Genomic DNA, 18548 nt, shown 5'->3' with positions numbered 1-18548 from the left:
TGCTGGCTCACATTCCCCACCGCATCATGCTGCCACTGGAAGGTGGCAATCAAGGTCTGGTTGGGATTGAACAGATGCCTTGCGGTGAGCTTGCCCACGGCATCATAGTGGTTGTCCTGCTGCTGCCCATTGCCCAGGGTCAAGGCGATGGCACGCCCTGCGAGGTCATAATGCCACGTCGTGGTGCGTCCACCCTCCACCAGCGTGGCGATGCGGTTGAGCGCATCATAGGTCCGTGTCTCGCTTCGGCCTGTGCTGTAGGTGGTGCCAGTCCGATTACCCGCGGCATCATAAGTATAGGTGTGTGTCTTGCCCCGCGAGGTTTCGCTGAGCACCTTGCCAGCGAGGTCATAGGTGTAACTCACATCGGCCGCCGCATGCCCCGTCTCCGTGACGCTCAGCAACTGCCCGGCATCATCATACGCATACGCGCGATCCGGCCCGGTGACGAAGTCCACCGTGAGCAGGCGGTTGAGGTTGTCATACGTGTAGCTGGTGGTGCCTGCGGCATCCGTACGCGTGAGCTTCTGCAACGCGTTGTACGTGTAGGTGGTCTCGTCTCCATTGGCATAGTGCTCCTCCGTCACCCGGTTCTGCAGGTCATAGTCGAACGTGGTCACGTTGCCCTTGCCGTCCTTGACCATGGTGCGGTTGCCGGACAGGTCGTAGTCAAACTCCGTGAGGACGCCTTCGGCATCTGTGGTCAGGGAGAGTCGGCCAAGGCTGTCGTACTCATTGGTGGTCACCTTGCCATTGGCATCGGTGACGGTGAGCACATTCCCGCTCGCATCGTACGTGGTGAGCGTTTCCTGGTGGAGGGCGTTCTTCACCTTCACCACGCGGCTCGCCTGGTCATAGGTGTTGAGGGTCACATGCCCCAGGGGATCCGTCACCGAGAGCGGCTTGCCCGCGGCATCGTACGTGGTGGTGGTGATGGGCCGTTCACTCTGTCCGGTCTCACCATTCACCACCGCTGGCGCCTTCACCTCGATGGGCCGGTTGCGCGAGTCGTAGCTGCTCTCCGTGATATGACCACGGGCGTCCGTGACCTTGATGGCGTTCCCTGCGGCATCGTATTCCGAGTGCACCGTCTGCCCCAGAGGATTGGTCACGGAGATGGCACGGCCTGCGGAGTCATACTCCGTCTCGGTGATGCGCCCCAGTCCGTCCTTCACCCACCAGGGTTTGCCAAGCTGCGTGTACTTCGTCTCCACCTCCGTGCCATCCGGAAGATCCACCCGGATGGCCTGGCCGAGGGCGTCATACGTGGTCGTGGTACTGCGCCCGAGGGCGTCTGTCACTTCGACGGGACGACCCACCGCGTCGTACTCCGTGGTGGTGGTGCCACCATCGCTCACGGTCGTGCTCACGGCACGGTACATGTCGTCATACTGCACCGTGGTCACCACCCCGCGCGGGCCGGTGCTCTTGGTGGGCTTGAACCCGCTGACGTCAAACACCGAGCTGCCGCTGTTGCTCCCGTACTCAAACGTGGTGTGCAGCGGTCCTGTCTGGGTGGACGTGCGCCGGCCCAGCGCATCGTATCCGTGCGTGGTATTGGGCCGATTGGGTGTCGTTTCCACCACGGGCAGATTCATCCCGTTGTAGGAGGTGGTCAGCACGATATCGTCCGCATCCGTCATCTCGACGGTGCTCTTCACCCGCCGGTTCAGCGCGTCGTATTGATGCGTGGTGCGAGCCCCCAGTTCATTGATCTCCTGGGTGAGATTGCCGTGCAGGTCATAGACCAGATGCTTGCGCGAAGCGTCTGGATGGGTCACCCGGCGCAGACGGTACCGCGCGTCATAGGTGAACTCGGTGCAGTTCCCGCGCGGGTCGACCACGAACCGTTTGTTCCCCGCGTAGTCGTGGTAGTACTTTGTGGTGCCTCCGCCGATGACCTTTTCCTCATGCACGCGGCCGACGCTGTCCGGGGTGTATTGGACGGTGTAGCTGGGCATGTTCCCACTGGACTGCACGATCTTGCGCGTCAGGAAGCCCCTGAACTTGGAGTCCTCGTACTTGAACTCCGTACGCCGCACCGTGCCTCCACTGCCAATGATGCGCTCTTCCGTACGCAACCCTGTGCCTGCCTGGATGGTGTATTCCGTGCGGGTGCCGGCTTCATCCGTGACCGAAGCCATGACACGCGTGAGAGGATCGTAGGTGAAGGTCTTCACCCCGTTCATGGCATTGGTCTCACTCGCCGGATCGTCGAACCAATCGTAAGAAAAGTCCGTCGAGTTTCCATTGCGATCCGTGGCCTGCACCAGGGACATGGCATGCTCCACATCGAACTCGTACGTCTCCGTGCCACCTCCACGGCTCACCTCCATCTTCTGGAAGCTCACCGTCAGATGGCGGCTGAAGGGATCATCAATGTTGTCGATGTCTGGCACCAGCGGCACGAACACATCCAGATCGCTGAATGTGTAAGACGTGCTCCCTCCTGGACCATTCACGTTGGTGCTGGCCTCGGCTACCACGCCTTCCAAGGACGGGCTTTCCACATGCAGGGTGCGAATGCCATCCACCTGGGTGTTGCTCCCATCAGGAAGTTGCACATTGGTCACATAACGGGGAAGGCCGATCTGATGGCAGAGTTGTGGTCCATCATCTTGAAATTTTGTGTAGGTGACACCGGTATTGAACTGCAGGTTGAAGGTGTATGAACCCCCGTTTTCATCCGTGATCTTGTTCACGGCGATGTGTCTTACAGGCGTGGGGTCTTCATCAGGAGGCGGTTCATTCGGATCCAGCTCCGTCTCCGCGCTGTAGGCGTATTTCACTGTTGCCCCACCCCGTTTGACCTCCGTAAGTACGGGGGCGCCATCCACCATCTCGTAGTTGTAGCTGGCAGTATCACCGCCAGGGCCACGGACCTGCGTCACCACACCACCCTCCTGTCGGATGGAGATATAGTGCCCCTGACGCTGTGGATCCGCGATGGTGTACGGTATCAACGTCTTTGTGGATGGATAGGTGTACACCAGGGAATTGCCCAGTCGGTCTTCCACCTTCCACAACCGGAAGTATTGGTTGGTGATCAGATCGCCCTCTCCCTTCACACGATTCGCGGGGAAGGTTTGAATGAGAGCGCACTTCCGATAGTGACATGTCGTGCCGAATTTCTTGCGATAGGTGAATCCCACGAGCTTGTTGTCAACCATCACAGAGTGCAGGGTGTTCATCCCTGCTTTCGTATCCACACGCTCCTCCTTGGTGTGTATCCAGCCGCCGTCGTTCGCCGGATCTCGCAAGAAGACTTGAGAGGCACCCTGTTCGTCCGTCACGTAAATTTTGAGGCCGTCCTCCAGGCGAACATGCGAAGTGATGTTCGAAGTCCAGCCTGAGCCAAAGGGACGATCTGCGCGCTCGTCCGCCCTGAGACCTGACTTGGCATTCCAGGTGTCCTCAACCACATCGCGTCTGACCATCAGGGGCAACAACGAGCTCTCCATGGAGGCATACACCTCCGTCACGGAATGGCGCAGCTCGCGTGTCAGCGCGTCGATGTACGTTTCCTCCGGCAGCTCCCCGGACTCATCCTGTACCTGCGGCTTGGAGTCCGGCAGCGGCGCACCATTCAAGCCTATCTTTCGATAGCGCGGGCCAGCACCATCAGATGCCGTCAATGTGAAGGGTGGAGAGGAAGAAGGTGGGTCCGGCTCTTCTTCCACTACTCCGGAATACGTGATGACGTACAACTCGTTCTCACTAGGGTCATATTGTCGGGTCTCCCCTTGCGTCCCCCCTTTTGGGATGTGGACCTCCACCGTGCTGGGATATGCGTTGCCGCCAGTGACGGACCTGATCTCCTGAAACTCGAACCTCATCCCCCGGGTGATGGGATTAGAGAACCTCACCCTCACCTTACCCTTTGAGCGAGAAAAATTATTCGGTGGGGTGTATTCCAGGCACTCACAATCGGAGACCCACTCTGACATCTTCACAAATGTACCATCAGGCAGGGGCTGCGTGTAATCGTCTACCTCGGCCCAGTGACCTCCGCAGATACACTGCGAGCTGAAGGAATTTCCTCCACAGCCGCAGCCGGGTTCAGGCTCCTCGGGAGCAGGGTAATGCCAAAATGATGCTGACTCCGACCGCACCGTGTGTACGGGACTGGCCTGCCCTTCTTCATCGATGGTTTGAATGTCGTATTCAACTATCGGTGGGTTGGGAGGTGGCGCCCCATCCTCAGTGGAGAACCCACCTAGCGACTTGTCCAGGGGTGTGCCAGCGGGTAGCATTTGCGCCATCTTGGCCGCAGATGGGCTGGGGCCCGCTCCTCCGGGATTGGGTGGCAAAACCTCGCCTGGGTCCGGTTGCTCCACTGGGTACGAGTTGGAATCCAGGGGATCCGTGCCAGCCAGGACCTCCTCCCTATCAGTGTATTCATCCGAATCCGAGTCGGCTGCCCGCGGATCGGTGCCGACAAGATACTCTTCCAGATTGGTGAGTTGGTCCTCATCGGCGTCCCAGTCGGTTGGCTCATAGCGTGCGCCGAATATCGAGCTGGGCGTCGGTGGCGTCATCCCGGGCTGCCAATCCGCCGGGGGCTGGGCATTCCAGCGATCCCGCAGGCCCAAGTGGTGCTTGTACTCCCACACATCCGACAGGCCATCACCATCGAAGTCATCTGCGGCCACTCTTGTCGGGATGTTATTGGCAAGGTCCGATGTATCCAAGAGGAAGGCGTCCAGTCCGTCCGGAATACCGTTGCCATGTTCTTGGGACAGTGGGTCGCTTGGATCCGCTGGCGTGCCGCGTTCATCATAACTCGACTTCCAATTTGAAACATTGAGCGTACCCGCAATACGCCAGCCCCCGCGGCGACTGCCAGGGTTTGGCAACAGACCGATCTCATCAACGACGACCGTACGCCAGAAGAGGTAAGCCAGATTGGTATCCGAGATGCCTGGATTCGTGCCGAGTTCGATCTCTTCAAAGTTCATCACCCCGTCGTTGTCGGGATCCTGCACGGCATCGGCGAATACGGCCTTGTTGAGGATGCCGGGATGAATCAGGCTCCAATAGTCCTCGCGAACATCCGTGATGCCGTCTCCGTCAAGATCGTAGGTCACCAGGTTGGCTACCAGACTCCAACCGACGTTGTAAGCCTGGGCATTGGTGATGCCGTCCCCATCCAGGTCGCCTTGGGCGTCTCCGGGAGTGGTCTTGTCCAAGCCATACCCAAGGATGGTGTACCAGTCCTCCACGTTATCAGGCAGGGTATCCCCATCCGTATCGGCACTCGGCACATGATAGAAGTCCGGGTACAACTGATTGGGATCAGTCTTCTCCAACAGCGGATTGGTGGAGTAGACGTAGACCTCCTCATAGTCCGAGAGGTAGTCGTTGTCGGTATCGACGTCGTACGGATCCGTGCCAAAGCCCGAAGCGCTGCCGAAGCCCACCTCTTGCAGATCCGTCAGGCCGTCCGCGTCGGAGTCACTGTTATTCCATGGATCATTGGGATAGGGATCGATGGAATCTGTCATGCCATCCATGTCGGTATCCGGGTCGGACCAGGTGCCGTTGTACGGATCTGTCGGCCAGGCATCATACCAGTTCTGCGTGCCGTCGTTATCAGCATCCCAGAGGGCTTCCGCGTACCATGGCTGGTTGTTGTAATAGCTGTAGTTCGAAGAGTCGTTTGGCGCGGGGTCGCTGGCATCATCGAGACCATCTCCATCAGCATCCGTGCTCGATGGCGGCTCAGGATAGGGAGTGCTGTCCGCCCAATTCAACGTGAAGTCGCCATCAGCATCCCCGTTCACATCTGCGTACCAGCTGACGCCATTCGTGGCACTGTAGTTGGTGCTGTCGTAGGGATAGGGATCGTATGAGTCGGCAAACCCGTCACTGTCTGCATCCGGAGTTCCGAATGGTTCGTTGTCCTGCCAGTTGGGAGTTCCATCACCATCAGCATCGCCCAGCACGTTTTCATACCATGTCGTACCATTGACACTGCTGTAGTTGGTGCTGTCGTTGGGGAAGGGATCCACGCTGTCTACAAATCCGTCACTATCCGCATCCTGCGTTTGGGGACCGTAGGGCTCGGGATCTACGTGGTTGAGAATACCATCACTGTCAGCATCCCCGCTGAAGTCTACATGCCAGGCAATGCCGTTAACACTGCTGTAGTTCGTGCTGTCATTCGGGTAGGGATCCTGGCCATCCTGAATACCGTCCCCATCCGAGTCTCCGGTGGTAGTTGGCATATTGGTGGAATAGGGATCGCTATCCTGCCAGTTGGGAGTTCCATCTCCGTCAGCATCTCCAAAAACATCGCCATACCAGTAGTAACTGTTGACGCTGCTATAGTTGGACGAGTCTGACGGAAATGGATCGGACGAGTTCATGATCCCGTCTCCATCAGAATCGGTGGTGGACGGATTTGAGGGATCCGTGGGATCAGCATCGACGGGATTCTTGATTCCGTCTCCGTCGTAGTCGGAATAGCTTGCGTAGGGAAGTTCAGGAAGCTGACCGCCAGGATAGGTCACCCCGCTGAAGTTGTACCACTCGTCGTAGTCACTGACGAAGTCACTGTCACTGTCCCAATTGGTGAGGGACACCCCCAAGCTCGGCTTTACCAAATGCAGCTCGTCACCGTCGTTGAGACCATCGCGATCCGTGTCGTAGCTATAGGGATCTGAACCTTCGGCAGCTTCCTCGTCATTGGTGGCGCCGTCGCCATCCACATCGGTGTTCTGCGAATTCATATCCGCCAGCGCGGTCATCTGGTTGCTGGTGGGATCCGTCCATGTGTCGTTCTGGCTGTCTGAATCCGTGTCCGACCAACTTGCGCGGGAAGGCAGCGGCCCCAGAAGCATCAGTCCGGCCGTAAATACCTGTAGCCAGCCGATCCAAGGGCGGCGGTAGCGGGCCAGAAGGGGTTGAGAACGAAGGCGGGCGGGAGCTTGCGTCGAGGCCATGATTTTCTCCGGGCAAATACAGAGCAGAGAAAATCAGAAGGTCCTTAGCAGATCGAGGTTTTTCTAAGAAATTCACCCGGTGACGGTAAAGAAATAAGCGACCGCACCAAGCGAGTCTCTTATAGAGACCCGTCCTCCATCTTAAAATACCCAATGCGAAATCCGCCTAACTCGGTCGCGCCGAGGTCGTTGGCGTTTGAGGACTCGTCACCGGTGCCTTGGGTACGGGTGCCACTGGAAGTGGGGCTGCCGCCGGTCCTGCGGGAGAGGGTGTGGGCGGCGAGGCCGATGGACCTGTCGGAGGCACTTGGGCAGGCCCGGGTACTGGGCCGACCGCTGGGTTGACGCCTGGACCAACCGGTTGGGGTCCAGGCGGTTGCAGGCTTGGTGTCCCCCCTGGTGCCATGGTGCCGGGCTGAGCAGGAGTACGAGCTTGTGCACCCGGCAGGCCGGGGACTGGGCGGGTGGGATAAGCGGCATTCGGCGGCCCTTGTGAGGGGCGATTTACCGCGTTGTTAAAGTTCCGGGGAGGCGTGGTGGGAGGCCTCGTCACGGGGGGAGTGGACCTTGTCGCCACATTTGCCCCGGCACTGCCCCCGCCGCCGCAACCGCATCCGGAGCCTTCACCCTTCGCCCCTGCGACACGGCTGTCTCCTCCGCCGCAGCCACACGCCGCACTTGCAAGCTCGCTCTTCCCGTGTGCCGGACCATGGGGGTTCAACTCATGAACCACCCCACCTGTCACCACCGCGCCGAGGAGCAAGCCATGGAACACCAGGACCGAAGGCGCCACCAAGGCTCCCAACGTGGCCGGGACGTCACGAACCCCCAACTCGCGAGCCGAGACCACCGCCACGGCCGCCTTGCCGGAGCCGCTGGATTTTCCGTCACCGCTCTTCTCCAAGAGCCCATCCCAAGCAGCCTGATATTGCCGCTGACGAACCAGGAGGCAGGCATTCCAAATCGCAAGCAGAACCAGAGGCACCAGGGCCAGGAACCACGGAATGCTCGCCACATGGCCAATCAGCATCAGCGAGCCCAGCGCCAGAATCGCACTCCAAAGCATGACGCGGCGGCGATCCTCTGAAACACTCACGAGCTGGTGGCGGAGCAACTCGACCCATTGGGGTGCACCGGGGGAGGAATACGGGGAATTAGCGTCGGGCATAAGAGAGATTGATCAAGTCCGTGTCATGATGCAATCCTATTTTCTCCATGTGCAAGATGTGCCCGTCGTGCCATCATGCTCATGAGCTGACCCCGGCATGCACTTCCCCCGGCATCGCGCATCATCCCCACTGGCAGCAGCACGTGGCTCTGCCCTGTTGATTGTACTTTGGGTGGTGGCGCTGCTTTCCTTCATGGTGGTGACCGCACTGATGGTGGTACGGCAGGATGTGGAGACGGCGTGGTCGCGGGAATCCGTCCAGCGGGCGCGGCAACTCGCGGAGATGGGGATTGCCGTGGCGGCACACCCTGGGGTGAAACCCTCTGACCCCCTGTTGCGGGCACGGGTCTCCGCTCAGGAGAGCTACGAGACTCACATCTCCACGGAGGAGTCACGATTGCACATCAATTCCCTGCTGACGGAGGAACGCCGGGCGCTGCTGGAGCGGGTCTTTGTGGGCTGGGGCCTTCCGGAGTCCGATGCGGAGACGCTGGTGGATCGCATGATGGATTGGGCGGACGAGGATGATTTCCAGCGTTTGAAGGGTGCAGAGGGAAGCCACTACCGGGATATGGGCATCCCGGGCCGCCCCTACAACCGCAAGCTGCGCACGGTGGAGGAGATGGCGCTGGTCTCAGGGATGGAGCAGCTCACGCTCGCTCGACCGGACTGGCAGGATTGGGTGACCTTCCATGGGAGCGGACAGCTTGATCTCAATGAGGCGCCAGCCGAATTGATTGCCGTTTTCACGGGAGCCTCGCTCTCCCGGGCACAAACGCTGGTGGCGCAGCGCTCGGGTTCCGACGGCATCGCCCACACGGTGGATGATTTGCCACTGACCTCCGTGGAGGAGGCGCTCACGATGCTGGGTGTCGGGGCGGAGGCGGAGGCGCTCACTCCTCTCCTCACTGTAAAGGGCAGCACGACGCGCATTGAAAGCACCGGGCGCATAGGTGACTATGCGCGCACTGTCGTGGTGGTGCTGCGCAAGAGCGGGGGCCGTCCGCAAATATTGGAGTGGAAAGAAATGGTGACCGACCAGCCATCTGAATGAGGACTTACGCGTGACGAAGTTGACACTTTTAGTGTAGGCTGCTGTAGAGGAATCCGGTAATATAGGAAGTTTTCTTCCGAAGGCATGGTTTCCCCCAAATCGCAATGCATCCGGTTACCCGGTGAGGAAAATCGCGAGCTCTGGCTCGGCGATTCCGCAGGCGCGTGGAAGCGGGCCGAGACAGATGATGGCCGCGCGGGAGGCCTGTGGGCCATCGAGTGTATTGCCCTGGACAGTGCACCTTTCTGGAGTCTTTCATCGAAATCCGCCGGCGTGAGCCTGGAAGAGACGGCTGCGCTGCACTGGGAAGCGCTCGGTCTGACGGAGGAAGCGTGGGGGCGGACGTGGGCCTGCTGGCAGGTGGATGACGAGCAGCATCAGGCGCTCGCAGGGACAGCAGCGCTGGTGCCCGGAGACGACGGCACACCGTGGAGGGCGTGCATGCCTGAGGCGTTTGACGTGAGCGCGCGTCTTTTCGAATTACCGGCATCTGAGATGGCCGTATGGAAGGAACTGGGCCGGTATGTGGTGGCATTCCAGCGGGGCCAGGGAGTAGTGCATTTCTCCGTGTTGCAGAGCCGCGAGTTGAATGCGGACGCGGCCTGGGAGATTCGGGACCTGGCGTTGTCGCTCGAGGTACGTGGGTTCATTCACCAGCTTCACGGTTGCCGCGTATGGACGCAGGCGGGAGATGCCTTCACCAGCACACTGAAGGAAGCACTCGGAGTGCGTGTGCGCACCGAGGCGAAGCCCGCCCCCCAACTCCCCAAAGTACATGCGGATCTGCTGCCTCCGGAAGCAGGCAGGCTCCGCGAAGAGCGCACGCGTCGCAAACGCATGGCGGGTTGGATTGCTCTGGCATGCCTAGCCTATGTGTTGTTCTTCGGTGGATGGACGGGGCTACTCTTTTTCCGTGAACACCGGCTGCAAAAGGCGGGCGATCTCCAGGCGAAGCTCACCCCCGAAGTGGATGCCGTGAGAGAGGCGCAGAATCGCTGGTACGCATTGGAACCAGCGACGAATCGTGATCGGTACCCGGTGGAAATCTTTTATCAGATTGTATCCATGATTCCGGATGAAGGCATCCGGCTCACAGATTTCACCATGGACGAGGAGAAGGTGGCCATGACCGGACAAGCGCGCTCGGTGGGTCTCGCCATCAAGTTCAAGGATGACCTGCTGGCCAATCCGGCGCTGAAGCACTATGCGTGGAGCTTTCCCCAGCCGAGCGCGGGTGAAGATGGCCGCGCCAACTTCAACACGCAGGGTCTGCTGCAGGGAGGTAGCACGCCATGAAGGCCAGCGAACGCCGTCTCCTGATAGTCTTTCTGGTGCTGGCCGCCATCATGGGCGGGGCAGTTCTGAGCCAGCGCCTCCTGAAGTGGGATCATCAACTCGACCGCATGGCGCGTGATCTGGAACTGGCCAAGATGGAGTCGGATGTCTTGATTGCCCAGGCCCCTTATTGGAAGGCGAGCAATGAGTGGATCCGGCAGGCGCAGCCCGTGGCCGCCAGCGGCTTCGATGCCGACAAGTTTTTATACGACAACATGGAGCACGCGGCCCGTGGCGCGGGCTTTGACATTCAGAAGACCCAGATGGAAGTGGCGGCGCAAACCCCCTACTACCGTCAGCATGGCGTGACGCTCACAGTCAAAGGAGAGTTGAAGCCGATCCTGGAGTGGATCCATGCCACGCTGGTCCCAAAGGAGTTCTACCTGGTGCCTCGCCTCAAGATCACACCGGACAAGGGCGAGTCGCAGGATGTGATTGCGACGGTGACATTCCTGCGGAGGTATTCTCCCGACTTCGCCAGTGCCGCGAATGCCACTTCATCACCCTCGCCGGCATCCGTTCCCCCATCCGTGCCAGCCCCTGAGGTGGGCAATCCATGACCCGGCCTTACCACGCCACACTTACGCTGCTGGGACTCACCGCTCTGATCATTTTCAGCGGCAGTGCTTCCGCCCAGGAGACATTCATTGCCCCGGAGCAGCACACGGCGGATCGCTATGAGGGCGTCTGGAGGAAAAACCCCTTCATCCTGAAAACGGCTCCCGTAGTGGAGGAGAAGAAATCCTTCGCCAGGGATCTGGTGCTTGAGAATGCCTTCCAGGTGCAGGGCGTGACGACGGTGGTCATTGCCAATGCCAAGACGAAGGAAAGCTTCCGCATCAAGACTTCCGAAGCAGCGTCCAATGGCATGAAGATCCGGAGTGTGATGCTCAAGGATGCTAAAAAAGACAGCTATGTGGAGATCGAGCTGCACGGTGAGTCTGCCGTGCTGCGCTACGATGAGAACCACCGGAAGCACTTGATCGCCAGCAAAACCGCACGCGGAAATCGCGGTGTCGGAGAAGCAGGCGGCCCCTTGAACCCCAACGGCCAGCCAGTGCCGAATGCCAATGGCGAACCCATGCTCGATGCTGGTCCGGGGGCCGTATCCAAGCCAGCGCAAAGGGCAGGCGGAGCCGCACCCACCATTCGCCCACCTCTGCCACAGCGTGTGGGTCCAGACGCCGCGCCCGGAAGTTCCGAGCCAGCCAGTATCCGCCCCCCAGGACCGCCCGGACCACGCATGTTGCCCATGCCATCCCGAGGTACTCCGACCAAGACCTCTCGAAGATTCTTCACTGCACCGGTGCCCGCTCCACCACCGGACGCCGCTCCGGCGCCTGCGCCCTAGCCTCCAATCCGGCGCCATCATCCCGACAGCATCCACATCTCGTCTCATGCGTCTTCGTTTTTGCCTTTCCATCCCTGTGCTGTTGCTCGCTCTGGGTGCTGTCCTTCAAGCCCAGCAGCCCGCACCTCCCGCGCCCACACCACGCAATATTGTGAGGCCCCCAGTGCCCGGCCCCGGTCAGGCGGGGTCCGCGGCAGCGACTCCCGCAGCGGGAGCCGAAGACGGCATCCGTCTGCAGATGCCCGCGGCGCAGATGACGGACGTGATCGAGCTCTACCAGCAGCTCACGAAGAAGCGCGTCATCCGTGACCCCAAGCTCGAAGACGTGACGGTCACCATCGAGACCAGCGGTACTCTCACCCGTGAAGAAGCCATCGAGTTCGTGGAGAAGTCCCTGCTGCTCGCCGGCTACTCCTTTGTGCCCAGCGGCGGGAATATGGTGAAGCTCCTTGCTGCTGAGTCCGGCAAGATGCCCTCCTCGGAAGGTGTGCCCATCTTCCTGCGTGCGGACGAGCTCCCCAAGACCGATCAGGTGGTGAGCTTTGTCCTGCAGCTCAAACATCTGGATGCGGAAGAGGCCTCACAGGCGTTTTCACAAATCATCCCGCTGCACCCGTATGGCAGCATCGGTGTCGTGCCGAACAGCCGCAGCCTCGTCATCACGGAGAACTCGAATACCATTCTCGCATACGTCGAACTCGCCAAGCAGGTCGACCTTCCTCCCAGCGAGACGAAACACAAGACCATCCTCCTCGAACGCGCTGATGTGTTTGAAGTCGCAGATCAGCTCATCCTTCTGATGGGATTGGATCAAAGCAACGCCGGAAGCGGCGGTTCCAGATATGGCAAGGGTGGTACAAGCCGGCCACCAACAACCAGACCAGGAACCCCGCCGATCAATCCAGCAGCACCGGGAGGAACGCCGCAGCAGAACGCCGCAAGAAATGCCGCCCAAGCGAGCGTGGTGGCAAACGTGGGTTCCAACGGCGCCGAGAGTGAGGCGTCGCAGCCAAAGATTACCCCCATCGCACGGACAAACAGCCTGCTGGTAATCGCACGCCCCGTAGACATCGAGTACATGGAAAGCCTTATCAAGGAGCTGGATGCCGAATCTCCCACCAGCCGCATGGTGTCCCGTCGGTTGAACTACATCGATCTCACCACCTTCGTGGATATCGCAAGCAAGGCCCTGTTGCGGAATTCCCCCGACGCTGCCGGCGCGTCTTCCCTGGACGGTACCGGTGGCAACTCACGCGCCAACACCAACACAGGCAACAACGGATTTGACTCCTCCAACTCCATGGGCGGCTTCGGATCACGCGGCATGGGCGGCGGGCTGGGGGGCACTGGCGGCGGCCTCTACGGCGGCGGCGGCGGTGGTGGTAGCAGCTTCGGTGGGAGCTTAAGCGGCGGCGGTGGCGGCGGATTTGGCGGCGGCTCCACGCTGCAAGTCACGGAAAAGGCGGAGAGCATCCTGATTGGGCGCACGCTGGTGATTGTGGATCCGGCCAGCTCGAAGTTCTACGCCAGCGGCCCTCCTGATGAACTCCGCACACTCATGGAACTGGCGGACCAACTCGACGTGCGCCCCAAGCAAATCCTGCTGTCAGTCATTATCGGCGAGTTCTCTCTGGGAAATGAATTCAACTTTGGCCTCGACTGGATTCAGACCCTGCAATCCGTGGGGGAAGACAGCCTGGTGGGTGGCGTGCTGAAGACCCAGGGCACCGCCTTCGCTGACCTCGGTGAACTTGGAAACGCCACCGACTTCCTTCCCGCCCTCGATGGCCTCACGGTCTACGGACAAATCGGGAAGCACCTCAATGTCTTCCTCCACACGCTGGAATCGACCAATCGCTTCCACGTGATGCAAAAGCCCACCGTCACCACCTTGAACCACAAGCCGGCGAAAATCTACATCGGGCAGCAGGTCGCCATCCCCGGCCAGACTTATGCCACGGGAGACAATACCGCGGATAACGTAGGCATCTACTCCACCACACAGTACATCCCCGTGCGTCTGGAGCTCGATATCGTGCCGCACATTTTCAACGACAAGGAGATTATGCTCGAATTCAAGCAGACGAACAACGACATTTCCGGCTTCACCACCATCAGTGGCAACCAGGTGCCGAACATTTCCGAGCAGGGCATGATGAACACACTCATCGTCCCGGACCGCACCACCGTCATGCTGGGCGGCCTCATTACGGAACGCGACCGCAATGACAAGAAGGGCCTGCCCTTCCTCATCAAGGTACCGGTGCTGAAGCATCTCTTCGGCAACACCAGCAAAACGAAGGACCGCCGTGAGCTCATGATCTTCGTGCAGCCCCGCATCATGGCGGACGGTCAGAGCCACATCCAGGAACAGGCTGACTGGAACAAGAACAACGAAAGCTGGGACCGCAACAAGCGTTTCGCCGACCCGCAGGATGACACGCCTCTGAACGCCATCCCCCTTCGCGACGCCGACCCCAACAGCCCCCTGCTGCCGATGCCGGAGTGGAAGAACAACGATGTGCCTCCCGCCGAACCGGGACCGAAAGTGATTCTCAAGCAAAAGGGCACCTCATCTTCCAAGGCCACACTGGTCGAGGACAAGCCCACCGCGGCAGCTCCCTCTGCCAAGACCAAGCACGAAAAGAACAAGGCCGCGCTGAAGAGCAAGTAAACAGATATCGGGCAAGTTCGTCATCGTCCGCTTCCCCCACATCCGAATTGCTGCCTATGGCGATTCCTCCGGGATGAGGCCACTCACCGGCGTTATAACTGCCGGAGAGTTGCGCCCCAATCAAAATAACCCCATGAGACCGCACGTGACCATCGCGACCGTCCTGGCATGCAACGTGGCAGCCGTTGTGTTGCTCCTCGGTTCGAGCTCGTCAGGCGCGGAACCCAACAGCAAGAGTCCATACCTTCCCCTCGAAGGCGAAAGGCCGGCACGCCCCCAGTATAAAGATCAAATTGATCGTTTCAGAGGCCAGCTCCGGGAAGACTTCTTTGCCGCGATGACTGCGGAGAACCTCAACATCGCAAAGCTCCGGTGGCAGGTATTCCTGGCAGTCCACAAGCCGGGCGATGACCCTGCCGAAGGCTATGAAGATGCACCACACATTCGTCTGGTGCGTGCAGCGCTGTACGAGGCAGTGAGGATCGACTACCACCTCGGTGACGAAACCGCAGGCGATGCTCTGTTGAGAAACATCAAACGGGAGGATGGATTTTTCGACGCTCTCTACACTGGAGGAGCCGAAAAGGAGGTCAGCCCTCCTGCTCGTGAGTCTACCGAACCTACGACTTCTGACTCCGGACGTGCCCAAAAGGAATACCAGCCCCTTGATGGCCTCGTTCATCTGGCCAGAAACTACAACGGACCCCATGCGGTGGAGTTTGTAGCCGCCACTGAGTCAAAGAATCTGGAACAAGCGCGCGCACGGTGGGAGGCTTTCCTGAAAGCACGACCAAGGTCACAGGCCGCATCAGATCCGTCACAGGCCATCTATGTCAGGCAGGCCCAATATGAACTGGTGCGCACCTACTACCTGCTGAACCTCCTGGAAAAAGGCGATGCCCTGCTCAAGAAGCTCAAGCACGAGGATGAGTTGTTTCATGATCTCTATCCACAAGGCGCACCTGAGTCTGAATGACACCTCATACCACGATGAGTTAAAAGCGGGTCTTTGAGCGCGAACTTACCCAACGCGTTGCGGCAGGCCCAAGGAACGGGAACGAGGCGTTCCCGTCACCGGTCACCATGCTTGGTGATGTTGCGTGCCGAGCAGTCCCTGTATGCCAAAAGATTACTTCGGCAGATACACGTCATGGACCCTTTCACCCACGGGAACGAGGCGTTCCCACTCCTTGAGCCTGTGCCATGTCCACGTTCCAAAGATACTCCTACCGCATGAACCGTTTCAAGTAATCCGACGCCTTCTATCTATGGACGCGGTTTTACCTTTCTTTGGTATGAGAGCTCGGGAGATGAGCCTTACACTCGGCTACTTCCCCTCCCCTTGCCCCGTCGTCATGACCGAAGACGGCTTCGCCTCACCGCCATGCAGCCTCAACAACCGCTGGCACTCGCCCAGAAGGTAGCCGGCCTGTGAGTATGGGTCATGGCTGATATCACTCCATAATACACCGCCATCTCCATCCAGCAGGAAGGTGCCATGCAGTGGCTTCTGCAGAAACTCATCATAGCACTTCCATGCCTTGAAGGCAGCCATCGGTTCGTCTGAGAGAATGAGATAGGGCAGGTCCGGGTTCAGCTCCGGTCCGGGACCGAGACTCTCCTCCAGCTTCGCCACACTATCCGTGCCGATGGCCACGATGGGAATCCCGGCCTGCTCATACGCACCCACCAGCGGTCGGAACTTCTGCAACTGCTCAATGCAATGGGCGCAGCCCTGGCCCAGGAAGAAGATGACCAGCACGGGACGACCTTTGAATTCCTTGAGCGCATGCGTCACACCGCTCTTATCCGGCAGGGAGAACTCTGGCTGCGCGGGCCGGAAGTTCCTGTAGGACCAGACACTTCTGCTGTACACCGTCGCCGGTGCAAGCGCCGGAGAGAATGTCACGAGCGCATCCACGGCAGCCGGGCCACTTCTCAACGACGTAGCGATGCGCGATAGAGGTTGCGACGCTGGATGCTCCTTCAACGCCTCGTCCACCAGGGCCTGTGCAGCGGAGGACGCACCTGCCTTGCTCATCCACGGAGCCAGTATGAATCCGGGCACATGGGCGATATCCTTCATGAACGGTGAGATGCGACCCTGCACGAGACCGTAGAAGGCCTCTGCACCGCGCACGTAACCGGATGCCAGGTTGGAATGGCGGGTGAGGTATGGAGTGCGGGCAATCTCATCTGCCGCCTTGCCGAGTTCCACTTTGGCATGCTGCGCTTCCTTCCCACGACCGAGCGCAGCGTTCGCGAGTACGGCCCAGTAGTACTGATGTACCCGCACCAGCAGGCCATCCTCCTTGCGTGTGCCAGTTATGGCAGCATGTGTTTCATCTGCCAGAGATTCCCATCCGCCCGTGGCCATCCACAGTTGGGCACGCAGTTGAAGCGCGCCCAAGTAGCCACTCTCGGGCTCATCGTCCACGGCCTCCAGTCCCGTGAAGCCCGGCTTGCGGGGCGCGCCGACGAGAGTCAACGCATTATCCATGGCACGCGAGGACTGACCACCATGAAAAAAACACCACGCCAGCGCCTTGGCATACTGTAGCGCGGCATGCTCCCTCTCGGACGATGGGACCGACGATGATGCCTGCGTGGGGTTCTGCACCTTCGCGAGCGCGACCTCCAGGCACGCTGCCGCTTCGTGGTAGTTCCCCAACGCAAGCGCAGGCTCCGCCGCGAGACGCCAGGCGGATGCTGCGCCATCCATTTCCTGAAGGGCCTTCGTGTGCAGCGCTGCCTTGGCCGGGTCAAACTTCAACCACAGCAGTACGGGATAGAACAGCAGAGCTTCCCCACCCTCTTCGTCGGTCCATTTCGCATAGGTCCCGGCAACCTCTGCTGCGTCAGCAAGCTGTATCCTGGCGATATTCGCACGAACGATACGATAACGTAACGCAAAGGTCTCCGCGCAGCGGTTGTCTCCCTGCTTCTGCAGGGCGCCGCTCAAGGTCGCCAGCCGTTCCAGCAGGTCTGCGGAACGCGCCGTCTGGAAGAAGATGTCATAGGCCGCAATCCACCCATCCTCTCGCGACGTGCGAGCTTGTGCGGCCTTTGCCTTGTCCAGGAAATACAGCGCACGCGAAGGCAGCTTCTCATTCGCCATGGCGAGGCCCAGCCATGCGCTCGCACACTGGGGATCCAGCCGGGTCGCGTCACGGAACCAGCACTCCGCCTCTCCATCGGCAAACGCATGAAGGGCACGCACCCCTGCTGCAATCCTAAGCTCCACCTCCGCCTTCTCTACGGATGAAGACACCGTGACAGGCAGGTTCAGCGCAGCAGGCAACGGCTTTGCATCCTCACGTTGTGGATAGGCAAATGGCCCGCGCCGGAAGGCCGCCTCGTCATTCGGCGGCTTTTGAAACTCCTGCTCACGCTGCCACGCCAGCGCGGAGAGACACTGCACCGCCTCCGGCTTTGCCTCCGCCATGACTGCCCCCAAGGAGAGCAGCCATGCCAGCGAGCAAGACGCGAGCACGCGAAAATCCATGCCGCAGTCTACTCGAGTGTAAGGTCGTCCGGGGTAAAAAGTTCACGATCCGGGCCTGCAGAGCGCACTTCCATCTGCTTTGAGCTGATGGCATGAAACCAGTAGGGCGTGCCCCAGTCATCCACGAGCTGGCCATCACGAATAGCGGCGCAGGTCTTGGGCAGCAGGGCGGTGTGCTTTTCATTCACGCCCAAGAGCGCGGTGACAACATCCTCATTCAGCCCCGGTGGATTGCCTCCAAATCCCTGCCGGTAAGTGTACAGCAACTGGCCGACTCCCTGGATGCGCTCCTCCGGAGTGAGACCTGCTTTGGCGACCAGGTCGGAAAGTTCATTCGCTGCCCCGTGCAACTCAATCGGCACCGAGGGGGCCGGGGGCGGCGGCAGCTGGGTACCTTTGCTGTCGGCGGTGGCATCGCCTCGATTTTTACCACCCGCATCCTTCGCGGGATCCGGAAAAAATATCCAGATGGCTCCCAACACTGCCACGAGCGCCACGACAACGATAACAACCTTTG

General features: G+C 59.9%; 10 protein-coding genes. 6 read left to right on the top strand and 4 right to left on the bottom strand.

What is annotated here, in order from left to right:
* Together DES53_RS16715 and DES53_RS32525 are read right to left on the bottom strand one after the other, a co-directional pair.
* Positions 1 to 6944 (bottom strand): hypothetical protein (locus tag DES53_RS16715; RefSeq protein WP_147263448.1); only part of this gene is annotated, 6944 nt, incomplete at its 3' end.
* Between the two features lie 166 nt (positions 6945 to 7110).
* Positions 7111 to 8112, bottom strand: coding sequence for a hypothetical protein (locus tag DES53_RS32525; protein ID WP_147263447.1), 1002 nt, complete (start codon positions 8110 to 8112; stop codon positions 7111 to 7113).
* 97 nt (positions 8113 to 8209) lie between these two features.
* Here DES53_RS32525 and DES53_RS16705 point away from each other — a divergent pair, with 97 nt between their 5' ends.
* The 6 genes from DES53_RS16705 to DES53_RS16680 all read left to right on the top strand — a co-directional run bounded on the left by DES53_RS16705 (position 8210) and on the right by DES53_RS16680 (position 15502).
* Positions 8210 to 9166 carry a type II secretion system minor pseudopilin gene (locus DES53_RS16705; RefSeq protein WP_113959415.1) on the top strand — a complete coding sequence of 319 codons (957 nt, stop codon included), beginning with the start codon at positions 8210 to 8212 and terminating at the stop codon, positions 9164 to 9166.
* Between the two features lie 84 nt (positions 9167 to 9250).
* Positions 9251 to 10462, top strand: coding sequence for a PilN domain-containing protein (locus DES53_RS16700; protein WP_113959414.1), 1212 nt, complete (start codon positions 9251 to 9253; stop codon positions 10460 to 10462).
* The gene (locus DES53_RS16695) at positions 10459 to 11061 is read left to right on the top strand and encodes a hypothetical protein (protein WP_113959413.1); all 603 of its coding nucleotides are present in this window, start codon (positions 10459 to 10461) and stop codon (positions 11059 to 11061) included. Before DES53_RS16700 ends, DES53_RS16695 begins: the two co-directional genes overlap by 4 nt.
* On the top strand, positions 11058 to 11852 hold the full coding sequence (locus DES53_RS16690; RefSeq protein WP_113959412.1) for a hypothetical protein: 795 nt from the start codon (positions 11058 to 11060) through the stop codon (positions 11850 to 11852). Before DES53_RS16695 ends, DES53_RS16690 begins: the two co-directional genes overlap by 4 nt.
* A 46-nt stretch (positions 11853 to 11898) precedes the next feature.
* Entirely contained in the window at positions 11899 to 14526 is a 2628-nt protein-coding gene (locus tag DES53_RS33525; protein WP_113959411.1) for a secretin N-terminal domain-containing protein, read from the top strand.
* A gap of 133 nt (positions 14527 to 14659) precedes the next feature.
* Positions 14660 to 15502, top strand: coding sequence for a hypothetical protein (locus tag DES53_RS16680; protein ID WP_113959410.1), 843 nt, complete (start codon positions 14660 to 14662; stop codon positions 15500 to 15502).
* 351 nt (positions 15503 to 15853) lie between these two features.
* On the opposite strand, the gene DES53_RS16675 is transcribed toward DES53_RS16680, so the two are convergent.
* Together DES53_RS16675 and DES53_RS16670 are read right to left on the bottom strand one after the other, a co-directional pair.
* Positions 15854 to 18031, bottom strand: a complete 2178-nt coding sequence (locus DES53_RS16675) for a peroxiredoxin family protein (RefSeq protein ID WP_113959409.1) — start codon at positions 18029 to 18031, stop codon at positions 15854 to 15856.
* 8 nt (positions 18032 to 18039) lie between these two features.
* Positions 18040 to 18528 (bottom strand): hypothetical protein, encoded by a 489-nt coding sequence (locus DES53_RS16670; RefSeq protein WP_245958191.1) that lies wholly within the window; start codon positions 18526 to 18528, stop codon positions 18040 to 18042.
* Positions 18529 to 18548 lie beyond the last annotated feature (20 nt).

Origin of the sequence: Roseimicrobium gellanilyticum, assembly GCF_003315205.1 — a bacterium.
Taxonomy (GTDB): domain Bacteria; phylum Verrucomicrobiota; class Verrucomicrobiia; order Verrucomicrobiales; family Verrucomicrobiaceae; genus Roseimicrobium; species Roseimicrobium gellanilyticum.
Note: the sequence above shows the minus strand (reverse complement) of the source record. Positions and strands in the feature narration are given on the sequence as shown.